Source organism: Streptomyces sp. SLBN-8D4 (assembly GCF_049739545.1).
Taxonomy (GTDB): Bacteria; Actinomycetota; Actinomycetes; order Streptomycetales; family Streptomycetaceae; genus Streptomyces; species Streptomyces canus_C.
In genome coordinates this window covers 1,282,915-1,303,449 of sequence record NZ_JBMGQC010000001.1, presented here as the reverse complement: position 1 = coordinate 1,303,449, position 20,535 = coordinate 1,282,915, and the positions used below count along the sequence as shown (strand labels likewise).

The window sequence follows — 20,535 nt, the reverse complement described above, 5'->3', positions numbered from 1 at the left end:
CTAGTCGAGGCCGCCGAGGACGTTCTGGTCCCAGTCGATCACCGATCCGGTCACCACGCCCGACCGGTCGGACAGCAGGAGGACCACGAAGTCGGCGATCTCGTCGGGCTGGCCGAGCTTGCCCATCGGCAGCCTGGCCGCGGCCTCCTCACGCCAGTCGTCGCCGGCGCCGTGGAAGGTCTTCTGGGTGGCGTCCTCGCCCTCGGTCGCCGTCCAGCCGATGTTCAGGCCGTTGATCCGCACCCGGTCCCAGCGGTGCGCGTGCGCCGCGTTGCGGGTGAGACCGATCAGGCCGGCCTTGGCGGCCACGTAGGGCGCCAGGAACGGCTGCCCGCCGTGCGCCGAGGAGGTGATGATGTTGACGACCGTGCCGGGCGCCCCGCGGCCGACCATGTCCGCCACCACCGCCTGCATGGCGAAGAACGGCGCCTTCAGGTTGATCGCGATGTGCTGGTCGAACAGCTCGGGCGTGGTGTCGAGGAGCGTGCCCCGGGAGGTGAGCCCGGCGGAGTTCACCAGGCAGTCGACCCGGCCGTACGCCTCCACGACCCGGGTGACGGAAGCCTTGGCCTGCTCGGCGTCGGCGAGGTCGGCGCGGACGAACAGCGCCTTGCCGCCGGCCGCCTCCAGTTCCGCCACCAACGCCTCACCGGGCTCGGCGCGGCGGCCGGTGACGGCCACGACCGCCCCCTCACGGACGGCGGCCCGGGCGATGGCGGCACCGACCCCCTGGCTGCCGCCGTTGACGAGGACGACCTTGTCGTCGAGAAGTCCCATGACCGTGCCGGTACCTTTCAGCAGTGGTGATTCAGCTCGTGCGCCGGTCGGCGCCCGCCCGCAGTTCGTCCCGGAGCGTCCGCGGGGTCCAGCCCTCGGCGATCGCCCGTCGTACGAGGTCCGCCTGGGAGGGCGGGGCGAGCCCGTCGACCGGGGGGTCGCTGTCGAGGTTGGTGGGGAAGGGGTAGCCCTCGGCGCTCGCCGCGATCACGTTGTCCAGCCACTCCGCGTCGGCGCCCTCCGCCTTCCGCCGCAGCAGCGCGGGGTAGACGGCGTTCGACACCGCCTCCCGGTCCACGGTCTCCATGGCACGTCCGAAGGCCGAGGACACCTGGAGCAGGTTGGCCGTGCGCCGCACGTCGGTGGTGCGGTTGGTCCCGGCCGCGTGGAACAGCGCCGGATTGAAGAAGACGGCGTCGCCCTTCGCGAGCGGCAGCTGGACGTGGTGCTCCTTGAAGTACGCCTGGAACTCCGGCCGCCGCCACGCCAGATACCCGGGCTCGAACAGCTGCGAGAACGGCAGGTACAGCGTCGGCCCCGACTCCACGGGCATGTCGCAGTGCGCGACCGCGCCCTGGAGCGTGAGCACGGGGGAGAGCCGGTGGACGTGCGCCGGATAGGCCGCGGCGGCCTCGTCGGAGAGGAAGCCGAGGTGGTAGTCGCGGTGCACGGTCTGCGCGAGCCCGCCCGGGTTGACCACGTTGACCTGTGAGGTGACCTGGTAGCCGGGGCCGAGCCAGGCCTCTGACACCAGGGCGACGACGGGGTTGGCGTAGTAGTCGGCGAACGCCGCCGGGTCGTAGAGGGCGGCCTTCTCCAGCGCGTTCCACACCCGCTCGTTGGCGCCGGGCTTCGCGAAGTGGTCGCCCGCGGTCGTGCCCGCCGCGTACTGCTCGCGGATCAGCGAGTCGAACACCTCGGTGAACCGGTCGACGACCGCGGGGTCGGGAAACGCCCCCTGGAAGACCACGACCCCGGGGCCGTCGGTCAGGGCCCGCACCAGCTCTTCCTGCACCTGCCGGCGGTCCTTGGCGCCGAGGACGCGCCCGGTGTCGTACAGCAGGACGTTCCGCTCCACGGCCGAGGCGTGCGGGTAGTCGGCGGGGTCGGCCGTCCGCTCGACGAGAGCGCGGAACGAGCCGAGGTCGCAGTCCTGCTCGGACAGCCAGGCGCGGCGGTGTACGGCGGTGAAGGACATCGGCGTCCTCTCGGTGACAGGGGCGACTCAGCGCTGTCATTCTTGTCATGACAAAGGCGTCGAACAACCAGCAGGCAGCCATCAAAAACCCCTCAAGGAGCAGGCGCGTGGGCCACCCCTATCCGATCCGGGAAATCGCACGTCAGGCGGGGCTGAGCGAGGCCACCGTCGACCGGGTCCTGAACGGCAGGGGAGGGGTCCGGGAGAACACCGCCCGCGAGGTCCGTCAGGCGATCACCGACCTGGACCGGCAGCGCACCCAGGTCCGGCTCGTCGGCCGCACCTTCATGATCGACATCGTGATGCAGACACCGGAACGCTTCTCGACGGCCGTCCGCGCCGCCCTGGAGGCCGAGCTGCCCGCGCTGCACCCCGCCGTCCTGCGCTCCCGCTTCCACTTCCGGGAGACCGGCCCGGTGGCGGAACTGACGAAGACCCTCGACCGGATAGCCCGGCGCGGCTCCCAGGGAGTGATCCTGAAGGCCCCGGACGTCCCCGAGGTCACGGCGGCCGTCGGCCGGCTCGCGGAGGCGGGCATCCCCGTGGTCACCCTGGTCACCGACCTGCCCTCCACGGCCCGTCTCGCCTACGTCGGCATCGACAACCGGGCCGCGGGAGCGACCGCCGCCTACCTCATGGGCCAGTGGCTCGGCGACCGCCCCAGCAACGTCCTCACCAGCCTCAGCAGCGGCTTCTTCCGCAACGAGGAGGAGCGCGAGATGGGGTTCCGCAGCGCCATGCGCGCCCGGCACCCCGAGCGGGCGCTGGTGGAGATCGCCGAGGGCCAGGGCCTCGACGCCACGCAGTACGACCTCGTCCGGGCCGCGCTGGAGCGGGACCCGGAGATCCGCGCGGTCTACTCGATCGGCGGCGGCAACATCGCCACGCTCAGGGCCTTCGAGGACCTGGGCCGGGAGTGCGCGGTCTTCGTCGCCCACGACCTCGACCACGACAACGACCGGCTGCTGCGGGAACACCGCCTGTCGGCCGTACTGCACCACGATCTGCGGCAGGACATGCGGGAGGCGTGCCACATCGTGATGCGGGCGCACGGGGCGTTGCCGCCGGCCGGTCCGACGACGCCATCGGCGATACAGGTGGTGACGCCGTACAACATGCCGTACTGAAGGCGCCGCACCGAAGGGGCTGCTCCTACACGTCCACCCACGAACCGCTCTGCGCGGACCGGGACATCGCGTCCAGTACGGCGGCACTGTGCACGGCGTCCTCCAGCGTGGCCCCGTACGGCCTGCCCTCGGCGACCGAACGCAGGAAGCGGTACGCCTCCACGACCTTGAGGTCGTCGTAGCCCATGGCGTTGGCCGCACCCGGCTGGAAGGCGCCGAACTCGCCGTCGCCCGGGCCGATATACACCGTGCTGACCGGCTGGTCCTGGTAGCGGGTGCCGCGGCTGATGCCGAGCTCGCCCATGCGGCGGAAGTCCCAGAACACCGCGCCCTTCGTGCCGTGCACCTCGAAGCCGTAGTTGTTCTGCTCGCCGACCGAGACCCGGCAGGCCTCCAGGACACCCCGGGCACCGGAGGCGAAACGCAGCAGGCAGTTGACGTAGTCCTCGTTCTCGACCGGCCCGAGCTCCCCGGTGGCGAGGGTGTGCCCGGCGGTGGCGCCGGTGGGGCGGGCCCGCTCCGGTACGAAGACCGCGGTGTCGGCCGTGAGGGAGGCGATGTCGCCGAGGAGGAAGCGGGCCAGGTCGGCGCCGTGCGAGGCGAGGTCGCCGAGCACTCCGCTGCCGCCGCGTTCGCGTTCGAAGCGCCACGTCAGGGCGGACTGCGGGTGGGCCGCGTAGTCGCTGAAGAGCCGGACGCGGACATGGGTGACCGCGCCGATCTCTCCGGAGGCGATCAGCTCCCGGGCGGCCTCGACGGCGGGGGCGTTGCGGTAGTTGAAGCCGACCGCGCTCCGCACCCCGGCCTTGGCCGCCGCGTCGGCCACCGCCCGGGCGTCCTCGGCGGTGAGGCCGACCGGCTTCTCGATCCAGAGGTGCTTGCCGGCCTCGGCCATCGCCACGCCGATCTCGCGGTGCAGGAAGTTGGGCGCGGTGATGCTGACCGCCTGGACGCGGGGGTCGGCGGCGACCTCACGCCAGTCGCGGGTCGTCGAGGCGAACCCGAACTGCGCGGCGGCCTCCTCGGCCCGACCCGGCACCTCCTCGGCGACCGTCACGAGCTCCGGACGCAGGGGGAGCCGCGGGTAGTGGTGCGGGACACGGGCGTACGCCTGGGTGTGCACCCGCCCCATCCAGCCGAATCCGACGACGGCGACGCCGAGCGTGTCCACCATGACAGCCCCTCTTTGGACCGGTCCACAATCTGTCCGGGTCACCATGGGTGCCGTCTTTGCCCGCTGTCAACCCTTTGACAACCCGCGGCGCGACATGGAACGGTCCATATCCATGAGAGCGCCGACGATCCGCGATGTGGCCGACCGGGCCGGTGTCTCCAAGTCGCTGGTCTCGCTCGTGCTGCGGGGCTCCGACCAGGTGCGTCCCGAGAAGCGGGAGGCCGTGCTGCGGGCCGTGCGAGAACTCGGGTACCGTCCGAACGCCGCCGCCCGCAGCCTCAGTGAGCAGCGCACCCGCACGGTCGGCGTCCTCCTCAACGACCTGCGCAACCCGTGGTTCGTCGACCTGCTCGACGGCCTCAACTCCCTGCTCCACGACAACGGCCTGCGCATGCTCCTGGCCGACGCGCGCCTCAACCGCCGTAGCGGGCAGGACCCGGCGGGCCCATTTCTGGACCTCGGGGTGGACGGGCTGGTCGTGGTCGGCACGCTGCCCGACCCCGCCGCGCTCGGGGCGGTGGCCGAACGCCTCCCGGTGGTCGTGGCCGGAGCGCGCGAACCCGGGCTGCCGGGGGTGGACGTGGTCGCCAACGACGACGAGCACGGCGCCCGCCTGGTCACCGAGCACCTGATCGGCCTCGGCCACCGACGGGTCGCGCACATCGCGGGATACGGGGCGGTCGGCGAGCTGCGCCGGGGCAGCTTCGAGGCGACGATGCGGGCGCACGGCCTCGCAGGGGAGGCTGTCGTCGAGCCGAGCGACATGACCGAGGAGGGCGGCTACCGCACGACGGTCCGGCTGCTGAGCCGCGCCGACCGGCCGACGGCCGTCTTCGCCTTCAACGACATCGCCGCGATCGGCGCGGTGTCGGCCGCCGAGGAACTGGGCCTGACGGTCCCGCGCGACCTGTCCGTCGTCGGCTACGACAACACCAGCATCGCCCGGCTGCGCCACGTCTGGCTCACCACCGTCGACAACGCCAGCCACGAGGTCGGCCGCCGCGCGGCCCGCTGTCTGCTCGACCGGTTCGAGGGGCGCGGGGGAGCGGGGCGTACGGATCTCGCGACGCCGGTCCTTGAGGTCCGGGGGACGACGGCGGGCCCGCCGGAGGGAAGGTGACGGCGCCCTTGCCTCCCTTCCCGGCCCCGGTCAGAGGTTGATCGCGTACGCCTTGCGCAGCGTCTCGTGCACCGTCCACGTCGTACGGTCGCCCTCGCGCAGTACGGCCATGTCGCCGGGCCCCACGGTCAACGTCGGCCCGCCCTCGACCTCGATGGTCGCCGAGCCGCTGATGACGACGAACAGTTCGTCCGCCTCCGTGTCGGTGACGACGCCCGGCGTGATCTGCCAGATGCCCCGTAGCTGACGCCCGTCCTGCGACTCCCAGACCACCTTCCCGGTCACCTCGGGCGTCCCGGAGACGATCTGCTCCCGGGCGAGGGGCTCGGACTCGAGCTCGGCGTCGGGGATGTGCAGTACGAAGCTGTGGTCCATGAGGCGACCCTAGCGAGATCGTTCCCGGCCCGTCCGCCGACAGTGTGTGCAGTGCCGGCGCAGGTGGGAGGACACTCCGTCGCGAACTGGCGGCACCTCGCGGCCCGGGTGATCGTGGAGGGCATGGCCGACTCAGAGGCTGCCGCGTCCCGGCCGCACCAACACGACACCCGCGAGGCCGTCCTGTTCGGCGGCGTCTACGGCTCGGTCCTGGCCTGCTCCATGGTCGCCGCGCTCACCCAGTACGGGCACACCTCCCGGGACAGCCGCCGCTACGACGCCGCGTGGCTCCTGGTCACCGCCCTCGCCTCCGCCCTCGCGCACGGCTACGCCCACTACATCGCCGAGCGCGCCCCGCACCGCCGCTGGGACGCCCTGCGCACGCTGGCCGACGAGTGGCCCCTGGTCGCGGCCGTCCTGCCCACGGCCGTCGTCCTGATGGGCGCCGGCTGGGGCTGGTGGCCCGCGAAGGGCGTCGAGTACCCGGCCTTCGCCCTCAACCTCACCCTCCTGTTCACCCTCGGCCTGGTCACGGCCCGCTGGTCCCACCGCTCGTGGGCGGCAGCGATCGGCATCGGGGCGGGGGACGCGATGCTGGGCGTGGTGGTCGTGGTGGCGAACGCGGTGATCAAGTAGGGGGAGCGGGGTGGCGGTGGGGCGGGTCCGGCCGTGGAGGAGCCTTGCCGTCGCGCCGAGCGGTGACAGCCACCCGTGACGCCGAGCGGCCCTTGTGGGCAGTGACGGCCACTCGGGCCGGTGCCTGGACCCGGGCTCACGCCCTGGCACCGACCTCCGTCGGCCGACGGAGGCCTCCGACCGGCATCCGCCTAGCGCGGACAAAATTGTTGACAATCTTGTTTGGCTAGATTTAGGTTCGACAGGCACTCACTCAGGGAGGGCAACGATGCCGAAAGAAGCCCGTCCGAGCACCGGGGAGCAGGCCAAGCAGCACGCGTTCGCGCAGCTGCGGCAGGCGATCCTGCACGGCGAGATGGCACCGGCGCAGCGGCTGGTGGAGAACGAGCTCGCCGAGCAGTTCGGTGTGACACGGGCCAGCATCCGGGCCGCACTCATCGATCTGGAGGCCCAGGGCCTCGTCGAGCGGATCCGCAACCGGGGTTCCCGGGTGCGGGTGGTGACCGTCGAGGAGGCGGTCGCCATCACCGAGTGCCGCATGGTCCTCGAAGGGCTGTGCGCGGCCAAGGCGGCGACCCTGGCCAGCGACGAGCAGCTCGCCGAGCTGACAGAGCTGGGCACGGCGATGACCAAGGCCGTGGCCGACGGTGAGCCGGTGACCTACTCCGAGCTCAACCAGGAACTGCACACCAAGGTGCGGGAGTTCTCCGGCCAGCGGACCGCCGTGGATCTGCTGGAGCGGCTCAACGCCCAACTGGTGCGGCACCGCTTCCAGTTGGCGCTGCGACCGGGCCGCCCGCAGCACTCCCTGAACGAGCATCTGGCGATGATCGAGACGATCAGGTCCAGGGATCCGCAGGCGGCCGAGAAAGCCGTCCGCGCCCACCTCGCCAGTGTGATCGAGGCGTTGCGCGACTGAGCCGCGCGAGGTGGGCGCGAACCTGTCCACTCCAAGGAGATTTCAGCCATGACGCAGTCCGGCGCGCCCGCCCCTCCACGTTCGACACTGGTGATCACCGCGCATGCCGGGGACTTCGTGTGGCGGGCGGGCGGCGCCATCGCCCTGGCCGCCTCCCGGGGCGAGAAGGTCACCGTCGCCTGTCTGACCTTCGGCGAGCGCGGGGAGTCCGCGAAGGCCTGGCGCGAGGGCAGGAAGCTCGACGAGATCAAGGCGATACGCCGGGACGAGGCCGAGCGCGCCGCAGCCGGCCTCGGCGCCGAGGTCCGTTTCTTCGACGCCGGCGACTACCCACTGGTCGCCACCGCCGAGTTGACCGACCGGCTCGTCGAGGTCTACCGGGCCGTCCAGCCCGACGTCGTGCTCACCCACCCGGTCGAGGACCCGTACAACGGCGACCACCCGGCCGCGAACCGTATGGCGCTGGAGGCCCGGATCCTTGCGCAGGCCATCGGCTACCCGGGCGAGGGCGAGATCATCGGCGCCCCGCCGGTCTTCTACTTCGAGCCCCACCAGCCCGAGATGAGCGGCTTCAGGCCCGAGGTCCTCCTCGACATCACCGAGGTCTGGGAGACCAAGCGCAAGGCCATGGAGTGCCTCGGCGCCCAGCAGCACCTCTGGGACTACTACACCGACCTCGCCGTACGCCGGGGCGTCCAGCTCAAGCGCAACGCGGGCCCGAACCTGGGGCTGGCCCACAAGGCCATGGCCGAGGCGTACATGCGCCCCTTCCCGCAGATCGCGAAGGAGCTGGCGTGAGCGGCGTGATCGTCACCAACCCGCCGAAGGCGGACCTGAAGGACGTCGACGCGCTCGCGCGGTACGGCGTGGCCACCGTCAGCGAGGCCATGGGCCGAACGGGCCTGCTGGGGCCGCGAATTCGCCCCGTCCAGCAGGGCGTACGAGTCGCGGGCACCGCGGTCACCGTGCTGAGCTGGCCCGGCGACAACCTCATGATCCACGCGGCCGTCGAGCAGTGCGGCGAGGGCGACATCCTGGTCGTCACCACCACCTCCCCGTGCACGGACGGCTTGTTCGGTGAGCTGTTCGCGACCGCTCTGCAGCGGCGCGGGGTGCGCGGGGTCGTCACCAACACCGGTATCCGCGACACCCAGGAGCTGCGCGACATGGGCTTCGCCGCCTGGTCCCGCGCGGTCTCCTCACAGGGCACCGTCAAGGCCACCGGCGGCTCGGTCAACGTGCCGATCGCCATCGACGGCCAGGTGATCAACCCGGGCGACGTGATCCTCGCCGACGACGACGGTGTCGTGGTCGTCCCGCGCGAGCGCGTCGCGAAGACGGTGCAGAGGTCCGAGGCCCGCGAGGCCAAGGAGGCCGCCACCCGGGCCGCCTTCCTCGACGGCCAACTGGGCCTGGACCGCTACGGGTTGCGCGAAACACTGAATAACCTAGGCGTCGAGTACAGGTCCTACGAGGAGTACACGGGGGAGCGGTCGTGACCCCGCTGCCCGAGGAGGTGCCCTGCGTGCTGATGCGGGGCGGCACTTCCAAGGGCGCCTACTTCCTCGCCGACGACCTGCCCGCCGAACCCGCCCTGCGCGACGACCTGTTGCTGCGGATCATGGGCAGTCCGGACGAGCGGCAAGTCGACGGCCTCGGTGGCGCGCACCCGCTCACCAGCAAGGTCGCCGTGATCTCACCGTCCGCCGATCCCGAGGCCGACGTCGACTACCTCTTCCTCCAAGTCGTCGTCGACCGGCCCGAGGTGAGCGCCCGTCAGAACTGCGGGAACATCCTCGCCGGCGTCGGCCCGTTCGCCGTCGAGCGCGGACTCGTCCCGGCGGGGGAGCGGCGGACCTCCGTCCGGATCCGCATGGTCAACTCCGGCGACCGCGCCACGGCGACCTTCCCGACCCCCGGGGGTCGCGTGGACTACACGGGGGACGCGCAGATCTCGGGCGTGCCCGGGACGGCGGCGCCCGTGGTGATCGAGTTCCCGCCGGGCGCCGGGAGGCTGCTCCCCACCGGCAACGCCGCCGACGTCATCGACGGCGTCGAGGTGACCTGCGTGGACAACGGCATGCCGACCGTCCTCATCCCGGCGACCTCCCTCAAGGTCACCGGCTACGAACTGCCCCGGGACCTGGAGGAGGACGTGGCCCTGGCGGATCGCCTGCGCACCATCCGCCTGGTGGCGGGCCGCCTGATGGGCCTCGGCGACGTGTCCGACGCCACCGTGCCCAAGCTCACGCTGCTCGCCCCGCCACGCGACGGCGGCGCGGTCACCACCCGCACCTTCATCCCCGTGCGCTGCCACACCTCCATCGGGGTCCTCGGTGCCGCGAGTGTGGCCGCGGGCCTGCGGATCGACGGCAGTGTGGGCGCCGGGCTCGCCACGATCGACCCCGGTAGCGACCGCGTCCGCATAGAACACCCCACCGGGTTCATGGACATCGAGAGCAGCGTGGCCGCCGGCCCCGACGGCCTGCCCTCCGTCCGCCGTACCGCCGTGGTCCGCACGGCCCGCAAGATCTTCGACGGCACCGTCTTCCCCCGGGCCGCCCACCGACCCACAGGAGGTCACCGATGACTCCGCCGCTCGGCGACATCGCCCACATCGGCCACACCCAGCTCTTCAGCCCGGACCCGGACGCCAGCGTCGCCTTCTTCACCGACTTCCTCGGCCTGACGGTCAACGGCCAGGACGGCGACACGGTTTATCTGCGGACCTACGACGATTACGAGCACCACAGCCTCGTCCTCACCGCCCGCGAGCAGCCCGGTCTCGGCCGGCTCGCCCTGCGCGCCTCCAGCGAGGAGGCACTCCATCGCCGGGTCAGGGCGGTCGAGGAGTCGGGCGGCACCGGCACCTGGGTCGAGGACGAACCGGGCCTCGGCAAGCTCTACGTCACCACCGACCCGGACGGCCACGAGCACGCCCTCTACTGGGAGAGCGAGTACTACCGGGCCCCCGACGATCTGAAACCCGCGCTGAAGAACCAGCCGCAGGCCAAGCCCAACAGGGGAGTCGGCGTACGGCGGTTGGACCACGTCAACTTCCTCGCGGCCGACGTGCTCGCCAACGCCGAGTTCCAGCAGAACGTGCTCGGCGCCCGGCCCACCGAGCAGATCCGGCTGGACAGCGGGAAGATCGCGGCGCGCTGGCTGACGTACACGAACAAGTCGTACGACGTCGTCTACACCTCGGACTGGACCGGCAGCGAGGGGCGGCTGCATCACATCGCCTTCGCGACCGACACCCGTGAGGACGTCCTGCGCGCGGCCGATCTCGCCATCGACACGGGCGTGTTCATCGAGACCGGCCCGCACAAGCACGCCATCCAGCAGACGTTCTTCCTGTACGTCTACGAGCCCGGCGGCAACCGCATCGAGCTGTGCAACCCGCTCACCCGGCTGGTGCTCGCGCCCGACTGGCCGCTCGTCACCTGGACCGAGGAGGAGCGGAAGAAGGGGCAGGCCTGGGGTCTGAAGACCATCGAGTCGTTCCATACGCACGGGACGCCGCCGGTGGCCTGAGCCGCGCTGTTCCGAGCCATCCCTGGATTGTCGATGAGATTGTTGACAAAAGCGTTGACACTCCAGGGTCGGCTCCTTAGCGTCTGGCGCACCACGTACGAGAGGCAACCCAACGATGTCTTCCTCCCCCTCCCCGCTCCTGTCCGCCCGCGGCAGCAGACTGGCCCTCCTGGTCGTCGGCCTGTGCTGGCTGGCCGTGCTCTTCGACGGGCTCGACATGTTCATCTACGGCTCGGTGCTGCCCCACCTGCTGGAGACCAGGACCTTCGGTCTCACCGCGGACCAGGCCGGCGACCTCGGCAGCTACGCCACCTTCGGCATGCTGGTCGGCGCCCTCGTCGCCGGCACGATCGCCGACCGGATCGGCCGCAAGCGGCTGATGGTCGCCTGCGTGACCCTCTTCTCGCTGGCCTCCGGCGTGTGCGCACTGGCCGACGGCGTCGCGGTCTTCGGCCTCGGCCGGACCCTGGCGGGCGTCGGCCTCGGCGGACTGCTGCCGACCGCGATCAGCATGGTCTCCGACTACGCCCCGCGCGGCCGCGGCGCCCTCGTCATCGGCCTGCTGATGACCGCCCACCACGCGGGCGGCATCCTCTCCGCCTATGTGGCCAAGTGGCTCATCGACCCGGTCGGCTGGCGTGCCGCGTTCTGGGTCTGCGTCCTCCCGCTGCTCTTCGCCCCGGTGCTGGCGAAGCTGCTGCCCGAGTCGCTGAGCTTCCTGGTCGCCAAGGGCCGCGGCGAGGAGGCCAGGGCCCTGGCCGAGCGCTACGACGTCGAGGTGCCCGCCGCGAGGACCGGCGGCGCCGGTGACCGCTGGACCAGCCTGGCGACTCTCTTCCGCGGGAACGAGTGGATCCAGACCCTGCTCTACTGGGTGGCCTCCTTCGGCGGCCTGCTCCTCGTGTACGGCGTCGCCACCTGGCTGCCGACCCTGATGCGCGCCGAGGGCTACGAACTGGGCTCCGCGCTGTCCTTCGTGGTCGTCTTCAACCTCGGCGGCATCGTGGGCATGCTGGTCGCGGGCCGGGCCGCCGACCGCTTCGGCGCCCCGCGCATCTCGGCGCTCTGGTTCGGGCTCACCGCCGCGGGCGTCTTCCTGCTCAGCGTCCACATGCCGATGACCGTCACGATGATCGTCGTCTTCCTCACCGGCGTCTTCCTCAACAGCGCCCAGACGATGATCTACGCCACGGTCTCGATCCGCTCCGCCGCGGACAACCGCGCCACCGCCGTCGGCTGGACCTCCGGCATGGGCCGCTTCGGCGCCGTCTTCGGCCCGTGGCTCGGCGGCCAGTTGCTCGCGTCGGGCAACGGCGACCGGGGCTTCACGGCTTTCGCCGTCGCCGGCCTGTCGTCCATGGTCTTCATCGGCATCGCCGCCCTGCGCACCTCGAAGCGGACGCCCAGCGGCGGCGAGCGGGAGCTGGTCGCGGCCCACTGAACCGGTCGCGGACCGCTGAAACAGCGGTCCGCGATACCCACCCCTGGCCCGGGGAACCGCGCGACCGGCCCTGCGCGACCCGCACCCGCAAACGGCGACGCGGAACCCGAGTTCCTAGGCGCTCCCCGCTCCGCGTGCCGCCCGCACCCCGTCCAGCGCGATCGACAACACCCGGTCGCGCTGGGCGTCGTCGTCGAAGACCGTCGCGGTGATCCCCGAGACCATCCGCAGCAGATCCACGAAGTCCATGTCCCGCCGCACCTGGCCCGCCTCCTGCGCCCGCGCGAACAACGGCCCGCCCGCCGCGTACATCGAGTCCCGGCAGGCCGTGAAGATCTCCGACTCGTCGTTGAGCGCCTCGCGGACCGCCCGCTTGGTCACCATGTAGCCGGCGAACCGGTCGAGCCAGGCCGTGAGCGCCTCCCAGGGCTCCTGCTCCGCGACCTCCTGGGCGACGCGTACGAGGGTGTTCACCTCGTCCGCGTAGACGCTCTCGAAGAGATGGCGGCGGGTGGGGAAGTTCCGGTACAGGGTGCCGATGCCCACGCCCGCCCGCCGCGCGATGTCCTCCAAGGACGCCTCCGCGCCGTGCTCCGCGAACGCCTCGCGGGCCGCGGCCAGCAGGGCGTCGTAGTTGCGGGCGGCGTCCTTCCGGTGCGGTCTGCGGGACGCGACGATCTCGCTGATGGGGAACGACGGGACGGTCACGGCTGCCTCCCGGGGCTGAAACGGAGGTGCACCTCCGGTACGGGTTGAAGCGGAGGGTGGCCTCCGCTAGAGTGGAGGCGTGCCTCCACTTTACCAGTCGAGGTGCGTCCACCCACCTTTCCGCGACCGCTTCCCACGAGGCTCCGGCCGCACTCAGTGTTCGGAGAGGCTCTTCATGCCCCGCAAGTCCACCCGCCTCACCTTCGCCGTCCTCGCGGCCGGTGCGGGCGTGTTCTCCATGCTGCAGTCGCTGATCGCGCCGGCCCTGCCGACCGTCCAGCACGCGCTGCACACCTCCCAGTCCACCGTGACCTGGGTGATGACCGCGTATCTGCTGTCGGCCTCGGTCTTCACGCCGATCCTCGGCCGGGTCGGCGACCTGATCGGCAAGAAGCGCACCCTCGTCGCCGTCCTCGTGACCGTGACCGTCGGCTGTCTCCTGGCCGCGCTCGCGCCGAGCATCGGTGTGCTGATCGTCGCCCGGGTCGTGCAGGGCGTCGGCGGCGCCCTGTTCCCGCTGTCCTTCGGCATCATCCGGGACGAGTTCGCCGCGTCCGAGGTGAGCGGATCCATCAGCAACCTGTCCGCCGTGATCGCCGCCGGCGGTGGCGTCGGCATCGTCGCCGCGGGCCCCATCGTGACCGCGCTCGACTACCGCTGGCTGTTCTGGATCCCGGTCGCCATCGTGATCGCCGCGACGCTGATCGCCGTACGCTATGTGCCCGAGTCGCCCAACAGGGCACAGGGGAACGTGAATTGGCCGGGCGCGGTCCTGCTGTCCGCGTGGCTGGTCGCGCTGCTGCTGCCGCTCAGCCAGGCGGGCAAGTGGGGCTGGGGTTCGGCCCGGGTGCTCGGCCTGTTCGCCGCGGCCGTCGCGCTGTTCGCGCTGTGGCTGTACTCCGAGGCCCGCTCCCGCACCCCGCTGATCGACCTCAAGGTGATGCGCCTGCCCGCTGTCTGGACCACCAACACCGCCGCGCTGCTCTTCGGTGCCGGGATGTACTCGATCTGGTCCTTCCTGCCGGGCTTCGTGCAGACGCCGTCGTCGGCCGGGTACGGCTTCGGCGCGAGTGTCACCGCGGCCGGGCTGCTCATGCTGCCGATGCTGGTGGCGATGTTCCTCTCCGGGGTGCTCAGCGGCCGGCTGGAGCCGGTCGTCGGCGCCAAGTCCCTGCTGGTGACCGGTGCCGCGCTGGGCGCGGTGGCCTGCGGGTTCCTCGCCCTCTGGCACGACGAGCAGTGGCAGATCGCCGTGGTCGCGGGCCTGTTCGGCCTGGGCATCGGACTCGCCTTCGCCTCCATGGCCAACCTGATCGTGGGCAGCGTCCCGGCCGACCAGACCGGCGCCGCGACCGGCATGAACGCCAACATCCGCACCATCGGCGGCTCCATCGGCGCGGCGGTCACCAGCGTCCTGGTCACCGGTCACCTCCAGTCCTCGGGGCTGCCCCACGAGTCCGGGTACACCCACGGTTTCTCGCTGCTGGCCGTGCTGTGCCTGGCGGCGGCGCTGGCCGCCCTGCTGGTTCCGGTACGGCGGAGCGTGCGCCGGGTCGTCACGGACACCACGGAGGTCCGCGAGACCGCGGCCACCCGGGGCTGATGTCCCGCCAGTCGGTCCGGCCGCGTGCGTGGGGTAGGGTTTAGCTGCGCGATCACACGGAACACCCGTGGCGATCGCGGCCGGGACGTGGCGCAGCTTGGTAGCGCACTTGACTGGGGGTCAAGGGGTCGCAGGTTCAAATCCTGTCGTCCCGACTTTTCGAAGTCGCAGGTCAGAGGCCGTGTAAGAGAGAATCTGACACGGCCTTTTGATCATTCTTGGGGACCAGCTGGGGACCAGCCCACTTGCCCAGTCCCGAAGCGCACCTTGACCCAGTCAAGGTGCGCCATGCGACCCCATTGACTTGCCTGCTTTCCCGCTTTCCAGGGACTGATATCCGCACGCGCGACTGTCCAATTGCCTTGCCGGTAGCTCGCCCACCACGCCCGCCGCAACGAGCTGATCCCGACGGAGTGGAAGCCCCCCGACGCGGTCGGTGCAGCCTGACACTGACCAACCTCGTCGAACACCTCCACCAGCCAGCACCGCCCGCGGCTTCCGCAGCAACCGCGGCCAGACATGCCTGCTTGCCCAAGCCCTCACCTCGCGTGGCATCACTTCGCTGGTCTGCACGGTGGCATGCCGTCGGTCAAGCGCGGCGGCATCCGCGCCGCCCTGGCCCAGGAGAAGGACGTGTTGCCGGCGATCGACGAGCCGGTCACCGAGGGCTGGAGCGCATGCCCCGCAATCGTTGCCGCATTCTCGAAGGCCGCGGCTCTACCACGATCACCCCCGAGAACCTGCCGCCTACGCTGCCTAGCTGTATTGCCCTGTGAGGTTGGGGACGCGGCTGGCGGGTGGTTGGCCTTTCAGCGTGGTGTGTCCGCGGTGGCGATTGTAGGTGTGCAGCCAGCCGGGGAAGGCGTCGCGTCGTTCGGTCTCCGTGCGGTAGGGGCGGGCGTAGGCCCACTCTTCGAGCAGGGTGCGGTTGAAGCGTTCGACCTTGCCGTTGGTCTGCGGCCGGTAGGGCCGGGTGCGCTTGTGGGCGATCCCGGCTGCTGCCAGCGCATCTCGCCAGTCGCGTGAGCGGTAGCAGGAGCCGTGGTCGGTCAGGACGCGCTCGACCGTGATCCCGGCTTGGGCGAAGAAGGCGTGGGCCCGCTGCCAGAAGCCGGTGGCGGTCTCCTTCTTCTCGTCTGTGTGGATCTCGCTGTAGGCGAGGCGGGAGTGGTCGTCGACGGGGGTGTAGGTAGCTGTAGCCGGCGTTGGCGCGGGTCCTGCGGCCTGCTTGCCGGCCGAGGACCTTGTGGCCGCCGCCGTCGGTTCGGCGGGCTCCTCCAGGTCGTGCAGATCGCACCCCCTTCCGCGCCCGTAGGTTCGCTGAATCGGTCCCACCACTGGGCCGAGCTGGGCGATTTGGTGCATTATGCGCTTGATCTTGCTTTATGTGGCATTTAGTGTTTGCCGGGAGTAAAACGCTGCGAGGTTCGAGTCCCGTGCCATCGTCCGGAAGGGAGGTGTGGAGCGCGTGCGTGTGAGGTGCGACTTTCGGCAGGTTTCAGGCCAGAAGGGACGTCCCGGAGGGGCGCGATGGCTGCGGGCGTTCGCCGTACTGCCGTTGCTGGCGTCGGTGCTCGCCGCTTGTGGCAGTGACGAGGGCTCCGGTAGGCCCACCCTCAATTGGTACAACTTCCCCGACGACTCCGGTGCGCTCCAGAAGGCGGCCGACCGGTGCAGCCAGGCGTCGGGCGGCCGCTACAGGATCAGCTACAACAAGCTCCCGCGTGCCGCGGACGGCCAGCGCCAGCAGCTTGTCCGCAGACTCGCCGCTGAGGACGACTCGCTCGACATCCTGGGCCTGGACGTCACCTGGGCGGCGGAGTTCGCCGAGGCACGCTGGATCCGGGAATGGAGGGGGACGGCGAGGCGGAAGGCCGTGGCGGGCACCCTGCGCGTACCGCTTCAGACCTCGACCTGGAAAGGCAAGCTGTACGCCGTCCCGTACAACACCAACACCCAGCTGTTGTGGTACCGCAAGGACCTGGTGCCCACCCCGCCGAGGACCTGGGCCGAGATGCTGGACATGGCCGGCGCCCTTGCCCGGCAGGGCAAACCGCACTTCGTGGAGATCCAGGGCGCCCAGTACGAGGGCCTGACCGTCTGGTTCAACACCCTGATCAACAGTGCGGGCGGCTCCATCCTCAACGCCCGCGCGACCGAGCCATCGCTCGGTCCTCCCGCCGTGCGGGCCGCCGGGATCATGCGTGAGCTGGCGAACTCCCCGGCCGCGGATCCTTCCCTGCCCAACCAGATGGAGGACCAGAACCGCCTCGCCATGGAGGCGGGGGCGGCGGCGTTCGAGCTCAACTACCCGTTCGTCTATCCGTCGATGAAGGCGAACAACCCCGCACTGTTCAAGAACTTCCGCTGGGCGCCGTACCCCCGGGTCGACCCGAACCGCCCGGCACGGCCCACCGTCGGCGGCATCGACCTGGCGGTGAGCGCCTACTCGCGCCACCCCGACCTGGCCTTCGAGGCTGCGCTGTGCCTGCGCAACCGGGAGAACCAGCTCACCGCCGCGCTCGAGGGCGGTCTGCCGCCCACCCTGCGCGCCCTGTACGACGAGCCCGCGTTCATGAAGGAGTACCCCTTCTCCAAGGACGTGCTGGCCGCCCTGGAGTCGGCGAGCGTGCGCCCGATCACTCCGGTCTACCAGAACGTGTCGATCGCGGTCTCCCACACGCTGTCTCCGCCGTCCGGAATCAAACCGGTGAGCTCCGTCAACACCATCCGAGAGCAGATCGACGATGCCCTGCGATCCGAGGGTGTGATCCCGTGAACCACCTCCCACCGCACCACCTCGCCGGCCTGTGCCGCAGCGCACGGGCCTCGTCCTCGGGCGGCCCGAGATGAGCGCGCAGGCGCAACCGGCCGGAGCACCGCCGCCCCCCGAGTCGCAGGTGGAGCAGGCGGAGCCGGACCGGGCGGCACTCTCGGCGGGCGCCAGACAGGAACGGCGGCTCGGCTGGCTGCTCTGCGCGCCCGCGGTCGTCGTCATGATCGCGGTGACCGCCTACCCCATCGGGTACGCCGTCTATCTGTCCCTCCAGCGGTACGACCTGCGCTTTCCCGGACGAGCCGAGTTCGTGGGCCTGAGCAACTACGGGGCGGTGCTGTCCTCCCCGTTCTGGTGGGACGCCTTCTGGGTCACGCTTTTCATCACGGCCGTCTCAGTGACGATCGAATTGGTCCTCGGAATGGGGCTCGCCCTGGTGATGCACCGCACGATCTTCTGGCGCGGCACCGTCAGGACGTCGGTCCTCATTCCCTATGGGATCGTTACCGTGGTCGCCGCCTTCTCCTGGCAGTACGCCTGGACCCCGGACCTCGGATACCTCGCCGAGTTGCTGCCCGGTGGAGGGGCTCCGCTGACCGACATGTGGTCCGCCCTCTGGCTGATCATCCTTGCCGAGGTGTGGAAGACGACGCCGTTCATGGCCCTGCTCCTGCTCGCGGGCCTCGCGCTGGTCCCCGAGGAGACCCTGAAGGCGGCCATGGTGGACGGTGCCACCGCCTGGCAGCGCTTCACCAAGATCATGCTGCCGCTGATGAAGCCGGCCATCTTGGTGGCACTGCTCTTCCGCACACTGGACGCGTTCCGGATCTTCGACAACATCTACATCCTGACCGCGGGCGCGCAGGGGACCGGCTCCGTGTCGATCCTCGGGTACGACAACCTGTTCACCTCCCTGAACCTGGGCATCGGGTCGGCGATCTCGGTCCTGATCTTCATCTGCGTCGGGATCATCGCCTTCGCCTTCGTCAAACTGTTCGGCACGGCAGCACCCGGCGCGGAGGTGAAGCGCTGATGGCCGCGGTAGGAAAGACACATGCCGTCCGTTGGGGAGTCCTGAATGTGGTGGTGGTGCTGTACGCCCTGTTCCCGGTGTGGTGGATCGTCGCGCTGTCGTTCAAGGACCCCAGCACCCTGACGGACGGCAACTACATCCCCACGGACTGGACCTGGGAGAATTACCAGGGCATCTTCGACACCTCCGAGTTCACCCGGGCGCTGATCAACTCGATCGGTATCGCCCTGATCGCCACGGTGATCGCGGTCGCGCTGGGCACCATGGCCGCCTACGCGGTGGCCCGGCTGCGCTTTCCCGGGAAGCGGGTACTCATCGGGATGTCACTCCTGATCGCCATGTTCCCCCCGATCTCCCTGGTGTCACCGCTGTTCAACATCGAGCGGAACATCGGGATCTTCGACACCTGGATCGGGCTGATCATCCCGTACATGACCTTCTCCCTGCCGCTTGCGATCTACACCCTGTCGGCGTTCTTCCGGGAGATCCCCTGGGACCTGGAGAAGGCCGCCAAGGTCGACGGGGCGACGCCCGCGCAGGCCTTCCGGCTGGTCATCGCACCGCTGGCCGCGCCGGGCGTGTTCACCACGGCCATTCTCGTGTTCATCTTCTGCTGGAACGACTTCCTGTTCGCGATCTCGCTGACGTCCACCGAGTCCGCGCGCACCGTGCCTGCCGCGATCGCGTTCTTCACCGGGAGCTCCCAGTTCCAGCAGCCCACAGGGTCGATCGCCGCCGCCGCTGTGGTCATCACCATCCCGATCATCGTTTTCGTCCTGCTCTTCCAGCGGCGGATCGTCGCCGGACTGACCTCCGGGGCAGTCAAGGGGTGAACGGGCCGACCGCGGCAGACAGGCCGCCGGTCCGGGACACCGACCGGGGTACCCGGACTCGGAAGGCATGAAGGCAAGGAGGCACCATCCATGGCCGAGATCATCCTCGAGGGAGTCACCAAGCGTTTTCCCGACGGGTCCCTCGCCGTGAAGGACGTGGACCTCGAGATCGACGACGGCGAGTTCGTGATCCTGGTCGGTCCGTCGGGATGCGGCAAGTCCACCACCCTGAACATGATCGCCGGACTTGAGGACATCACCGAGGGCACCCTGCGCATCGGAGACCGAGTCGTCAACAACCTGGCTCCCAAGGAACGCGACGTCGCCATGGTGTTCCAGAGCTACGCCCTGTACCCGCACATGAACGTCCGGGAGAACATGGGCTTCCCGCTGCGCCTGGCCAAGGTGGACAAGGACACCATCGACGCCAAGGTGACGGAAGCCGCCCGGATCCTCGACCTCACCGAGCACCTGGACCGCAAGCCCGCCAACCTCTCCGGCGGTCAGCGCCAGCGGGTGGCCATGGGGCGGGCGATCGTCCGTGATCCCAAGGCGTTCCTGATGGACGAGCCGCTGTCCAACCTGGACGCCAAACTCCGGGTGCAGATGCGCACCCAGATCTCCCGGCTGCAGCGGAGCCTCGGCACGACCACCGTGTACGTCACCCACGACCAGACCGAGGCGATGACGCTCGGCGACCGGGTCGTGGTCATGAGGCAGGGCCTGGTCCAGCAGATCGGAACACCCGCCGAGCTGTACGACTTGCCGCGCAACATCTTCGTCGCGGGCTTCATCGGCTCCCCGGCGATGAACTTCCTGAACGCCACTCTGGAGGGCGGTGCCCTGCGCTCGTCCCTGGGCGACCTGACCCTCGACGACCGTACGAGGCAGGCGCTGGCACGTCAGAACGCGCCCCGCGAGGTCATCGTCGGGCTGCGACCGGAGGCATTCGAGGACGTGGCCCTGTCCCACGGCCGGGACCGGACGGGCCCGGTCTTCACCGTCACCGTGGAGGTACTGGAGTCGCTGGGCTCCGATGCGTATGTCTACTTCACCGCGGAGGGCGGGCCCGCGACGACCGCCGAACTGGAGGAGCTCGCCAAGGACTCGGGCCTGCGCGACACCGGCGCCGACACCCAGAACATCGTGGCCCGCCTGGACGCCGCCACGCGTGCCCGCGAGGGTGAACCGGTAGAGCTGCGGGTCGACATGTCCAAGGCGCACGTGTTCGACCCGGCGACCGGAGCCAACCTCACGCATCCGGTGAGGGCGGACTGA

At 70.3% G+C, this 20,535-nt stretch carries 19 protein-coding genes, 1 tRNA gene and 1 pseudogene; 15 read left to right on the top strand and 6 right to left on the bottom strand.

The window, feature by feature from the left end; translation table 11 throughout:
- Together RKD20_RS06015 and RKD20_RS06010 are read right to left on the bottom strand one after the other, a co-directional pair.
- Positions 1-777 carry an SDR family oxidoreductase gene (locus tag RKD20_RS06015; RefSeq protein ID WP_424876761.1) on the bottom strand — a complete coding sequence of 259 codons (777 nt, stop codon included), beginning with the start codon at positions 775-777 and terminating at the stop codon, positions 1-3.
- A 31-nt stretch (positions 778-808) separates the two neighbouring features.
- Positions 809-1,975: a phytanoyl-CoA dioxygenase family protein gene (locus RKD20_RS06010; RefSeq protein WP_424876760.1), complete on the bottom strand. Its 1,167-nt coding sequence runs from the start codon at positions 1,973-1,975 to the stop codon at positions 809-811.
- A gap of 107 nt (positions 1,976-2,082) precedes the next feature.
- On the opposite strand from RKD20_RS06010, the gene RKD20_RS06005 reads away from it, so the two are divergent.
- Positions 2,083-3,102, top strand: coding sequence for a LacI family DNA-binding transcriptional regulator (locus RKD20_RS06005; RefSeq protein WP_424876759.1), 1,020 nt, complete (start codon positions 2,083-2,085; stop codon positions 3,100-3,102).
- A 25-nt stretch (positions 3,103-3,127) separates the two neighbouring features.
- Here the strand turns inward: RKD20_RS06005 and RKD20_RS06000 are convergent, their stop codons facing one another.
- Positions 3,128-4,276, bottom strand: a complete 1,149-nt coding sequence (locus tag RKD20_RS06000) for a Gfo/Idh/MocA family protein (RefSeq protein WP_424876758.1) — start codon at positions 4,274-4,276, stop codon at positions 3,128-3,130.
- Positions 4,277-4,388: 112 nt separating this feature from the next.
- Here RKD20_RS06000 and RKD20_RS05995 point away from each other — a divergent pair, with 112 nt between their 5' ends.
- A complete protein-coding gene (locus RKD20_RS05995) occupies positions 4,389-5,396 on the top strand; it encodes a LacI family DNA-binding transcriptional regulator (protein WP_424876757.1) in 1,008 nt (335 codons plus the stop codon).
- 30 nt (positions 5,397-5,426) lie between these two features.
- Here the strand turns inward: RKD20_RS05995 and RKD20_RS05990 are convergent, their stop codons facing one another.
- The gene (locus RKD20_RS05990; protein WP_424876756.1) at positions 5,427-5,771 is read right to left on the bottom strand and encodes a cupin domain-containing protein; all 345 of its coding nucleotides are present in this window, start codon (positions 5,769-5,771) and stop codon (positions 5,427-5,429) included.
- 123 nt (positions 5,772-5,894) lie between these two features.
- Between RKD20_RS05990 and RKD20_RS05985 the strand changes: the two genes are divergently transcribed.
- From RKD20_RS05985 to RKD20_RS05955, 7 genes are all read left to right on the top strand, one after another.
- A complete protein-coding gene (locus RKD20_RS05985; RefSeq protein ID WP_424876755.1) occupies positions 5,895-6,407 on the top strand; it encodes a hypothetical protein in 513 nt (170 codons plus the stop codon).
- Positions 6,408-6,675: 268 nt separating this feature from the next.
- The gene (locus RKD20_RS05980) at positions 6,676-7,326 is read left to right on the top strand and encodes a GntR family transcriptional regulator (RefSeq protein WP_424876754.1); all 651 of its coding nucleotides are present in this window, start codon (positions 6,676-6,678) and stop codon (positions 7,324-7,326) included.
- 48 nt (positions 7,327-7,374) lie between these two features.
- The gene (locus RKD20_RS05975; protein WP_424876753.1) at positions 7,375-8,124 is read left to right on the top strand and encodes a PIG-L deacetylase family protein; all 750 of its coding nucleotides are present in this window, start codon (positions 7,375-7,377) and stop codon (positions 8,122-8,124) included.
- On the top strand, positions 8,121-8,825 hold the full coding sequence (locus tag RKD20_RS05970) for a 4-carboxy-4-hydroxy-2-oxoadipate aldolase/oxaloacetate decarboxylase (RefSeq protein WP_424876752.1): 705 nt from the start codon (positions 8,121-8,123) through the stop codon (positions 8,823-8,825). The genes RKD20_RS05975 and RKD20_RS05970 overlap by 4 nt, the downstream gene beginning before the upstream one ends.
- Complete coding sequence (locus RKD20_RS05965) at positions 8,822-9,916, top strand: 4-oxalomesaconate tautomerase (RefSeq protein WP_424876751.1); 1,095 nt, start codon at positions 8,822-8,824, stop codon at positions 9,914-9,916. The genes RKD20_RS05970 and RKD20_RS05965 overlap by 4 nt, the downstream gene beginning before the upstream one ends.
- Positions 9,913-10,863: a catechol 2,3-dioxygenase gene (locus RKD20_RS05960; RefSeq protein ID WP_424876750.1), complete on the top strand. Its 951-nt coding sequence runs from the start codon at positions 9,913-9,915 to the stop codon at positions 10,861-10,863. The genes RKD20_RS05965 and RKD20_RS05960 overlap by 4 nt, the downstream gene beginning before the upstream one ends.
- Positions 10,864-10,978: 115 nt before the next feature.
- Complete coding sequence (locus tag RKD20_RS05955) at positions 10,979-12,304, top strand: MFS transporter (protein ID WP_424876749.1); 1,326 nt, start codon at positions 10,979-10,981, stop codon at positions 12,302-12,304.
- 114 nt (positions 12,305-12,418) lie between these two features.
- On the opposite strand, the gene RKD20_RS05950 is transcribed toward RKD20_RS05955, so the two are convergent.
- Positions 12,419-13,012 (bottom strand): TetR/AcrR family transcriptional regulator, encoded by a 594-nt coding sequence (locus RKD20_RS05950; protein ID WP_424876748.1) that lies wholly within the window; start codon positions 13,010-13,012, stop codon positions 12,419-12,421.
- A gap of 175 nt (positions 13,013-13,187) precedes the next feature.
- On the opposite strand from RKD20_RS05950, the gene RKD20_RS05945 reads away from it, so the two are divergent.
- Complete coding sequence (locus tag RKD20_RS05945; protein ID WP_424876747.1) at positions 13,188-14,615, top strand: MFS transporter; 1,428 nt, start codon at positions 13,188-13,190, stop codon at positions 14,613-14,615.
- 81 nt (positions 14,616-14,696) lie between these two features.
- Positions 14,697-14,770 (top strand) — tRNA-Pro (locus RKD20_RS05940).
- 601 nt (positions 14,771-15,371) lie between these two features.
- Here the strand turns inward: RKD20_RS05940 and RKD20_RS05935 are convergent.
- Positions 15,372-15,885, bottom strand: a pseudogene (locus RKD20_RS05935) (integrase core domain-containing protein); the annotation flags it as partial.
- 204 nt (positions 15,886-16,089) lie between these two features.
- Between RKD20_RS05935 and RKD20_RS05930 the strand changes: the two are divergent.
- From RKD20_RS05930 to RKD20_RS05915, 4 genes are all read left to right on the top strand, one after another.
- Complete coding sequence (locus RKD20_RS05930; protein WP_424876746.1) at positions 16,090-17,394, top strand: ABC transporter substrate-binding protein; 1,305 nt, start codon at positions 16,090-16,092, stop codon at positions 17,392-17,394.
- Positions 17,395-17,464: 70 nt separating this feature from the next.
- Complete coding sequence (locus RKD20_RS05925; protein ID WP_424883155.1) at positions 17,465-18,424, top strand: carbohydrate ABC transporter permease; 960 nt, start codon at positions 17,465-17,467, stop codon at positions 18,422-18,424.
- Positions 18,424-19,257 (top strand): carbohydrate ABC transporter permease, encoded by an 834-nt coding sequence (locus RKD20_RS05920; RefSeq protein WP_424876745.1) that lies wholly within the window; start codon positions 18,424-18,426, stop codon positions 19,255-19,257. Before RKD20_RS05925 ends, RKD20_RS05920 begins: the two co-directional genes overlap by 1 nt.
- 90 nt (positions 19,258-19,347) lie before the next feature.
- The gene (locus tag RKD20_RS05915) at positions 19,348-20,535 is read left to right on the top strand and encodes an ABC transporter ATP-binding protein (RefSeq protein WP_424876744.1); all 1,188 of its coding nucleotides are present in this window, start codon (positions 19,348-19,350) and stop codon (positions 20,533-20,535) included.

Excerpts from the sequence above, each read along its gene's own strand:
- RKD20_RS06000 (WP_424876758.1), bottom strand. The coding sequence starts at position 4,276 with ATGGTGGACACGCTCGGCGTCGCCGTCGTCGGATTCGGCTGGATGGGG.
- RKD20_RS05925 (WP_424883155.1), top strand. The coding sequence starts at position 17,465 with ATGAGCGCGCAGGCGCAACCGGCCGGAGCACCGCCGCCCCCCGAGTCG.
- RKD20_RS05980 (WP_424876754.1), top strand. The coding sequence starts at position 6,676 with ATGCCGAAAGAAGCCCGTCCGAGCACCGGGGAGCAGGCCAAGCAGCAC.
- RKD20_RS05995 (WP_424876757.1), top strand. The coding sequence starts at position 4,389 with ATGAGAGCGCCGACGATCCGCGATGTGGCCGACCGGGCCGGTGTCTCC.
- RKD20_RS05920 (WP_424876745.1), top strand. The coding sequence starts at position 18,424 with ATGGCCGCGGTAGGAAAGACACATGCCGTCCGTTGGGGAGTCCTGAAT.
- RKD20_RS05975 (WP_424876753.1), top strand. The coding sequence starts at position 7,375 with ATGACGCAGTCCGGCGCGCCCGCCCCTCCACGTTCGACACTGGTGATC.
- RKD20_RS05955 (WP_424876749.1), top strand. The coding sequence starts at position 10,979 with ATGTCTTCCTCCCCCTCCCCGCTCCTGTCCGCCCGCGGCAGCAGACTG.
- RKD20_RS05985 (WP_424876755.1), top strand. The coding sequence starts at position 5,895 with ATGGCCGACTCAGAGGCTGCCGCGTCCCGGCCGCACCAACACGACACC.
- RKD20_RS05945 (WP_424876747.1), top strand. The coding sequence starts at position 13,188 with ATGCCCCGCAAGTCCACCCGCCTCACCTTCGCCGTCCTCGCGGCCGGT.
- RKD20_RS06015 (WP_424876761.1), bottom strand. The coding sequence starts at position 777 with ATGGGACTTCTCGACGACAAGGTCGTCCTCGTCAACGGCGGCAGCCAG.
- RKD20_RS05915 (WP_424876744.1), top strand. The coding sequence starts at position 19,348 with ATGGCCGAGATCATCCTCGAGGGAGTCACCAAGCGTTTTCCCGACGGG.
- RKD20_RS06010 (WP_424876760.1), bottom strand. The coding sequence starts at position 1,975 with ATGTCCTTCACCGCCGTACACCGCCGCGCCTGGCTGTCCGAGCAGGAC.
- RKD20_RS05990 (WP_424876756.1), bottom strand. The coding sequence starts at position 5,771 with ATGGACCACAGCTTCGTACTGCACATCCCCGACGCCGAGCTCGAGTCC.
- RKD20_RS05960 (WP_424876750.1), top strand. The coding sequence starts at position 9,913 with ATGACTCCGCCGCTCGGCGACATCGCCCACATCGGCCACACCCAGCTC.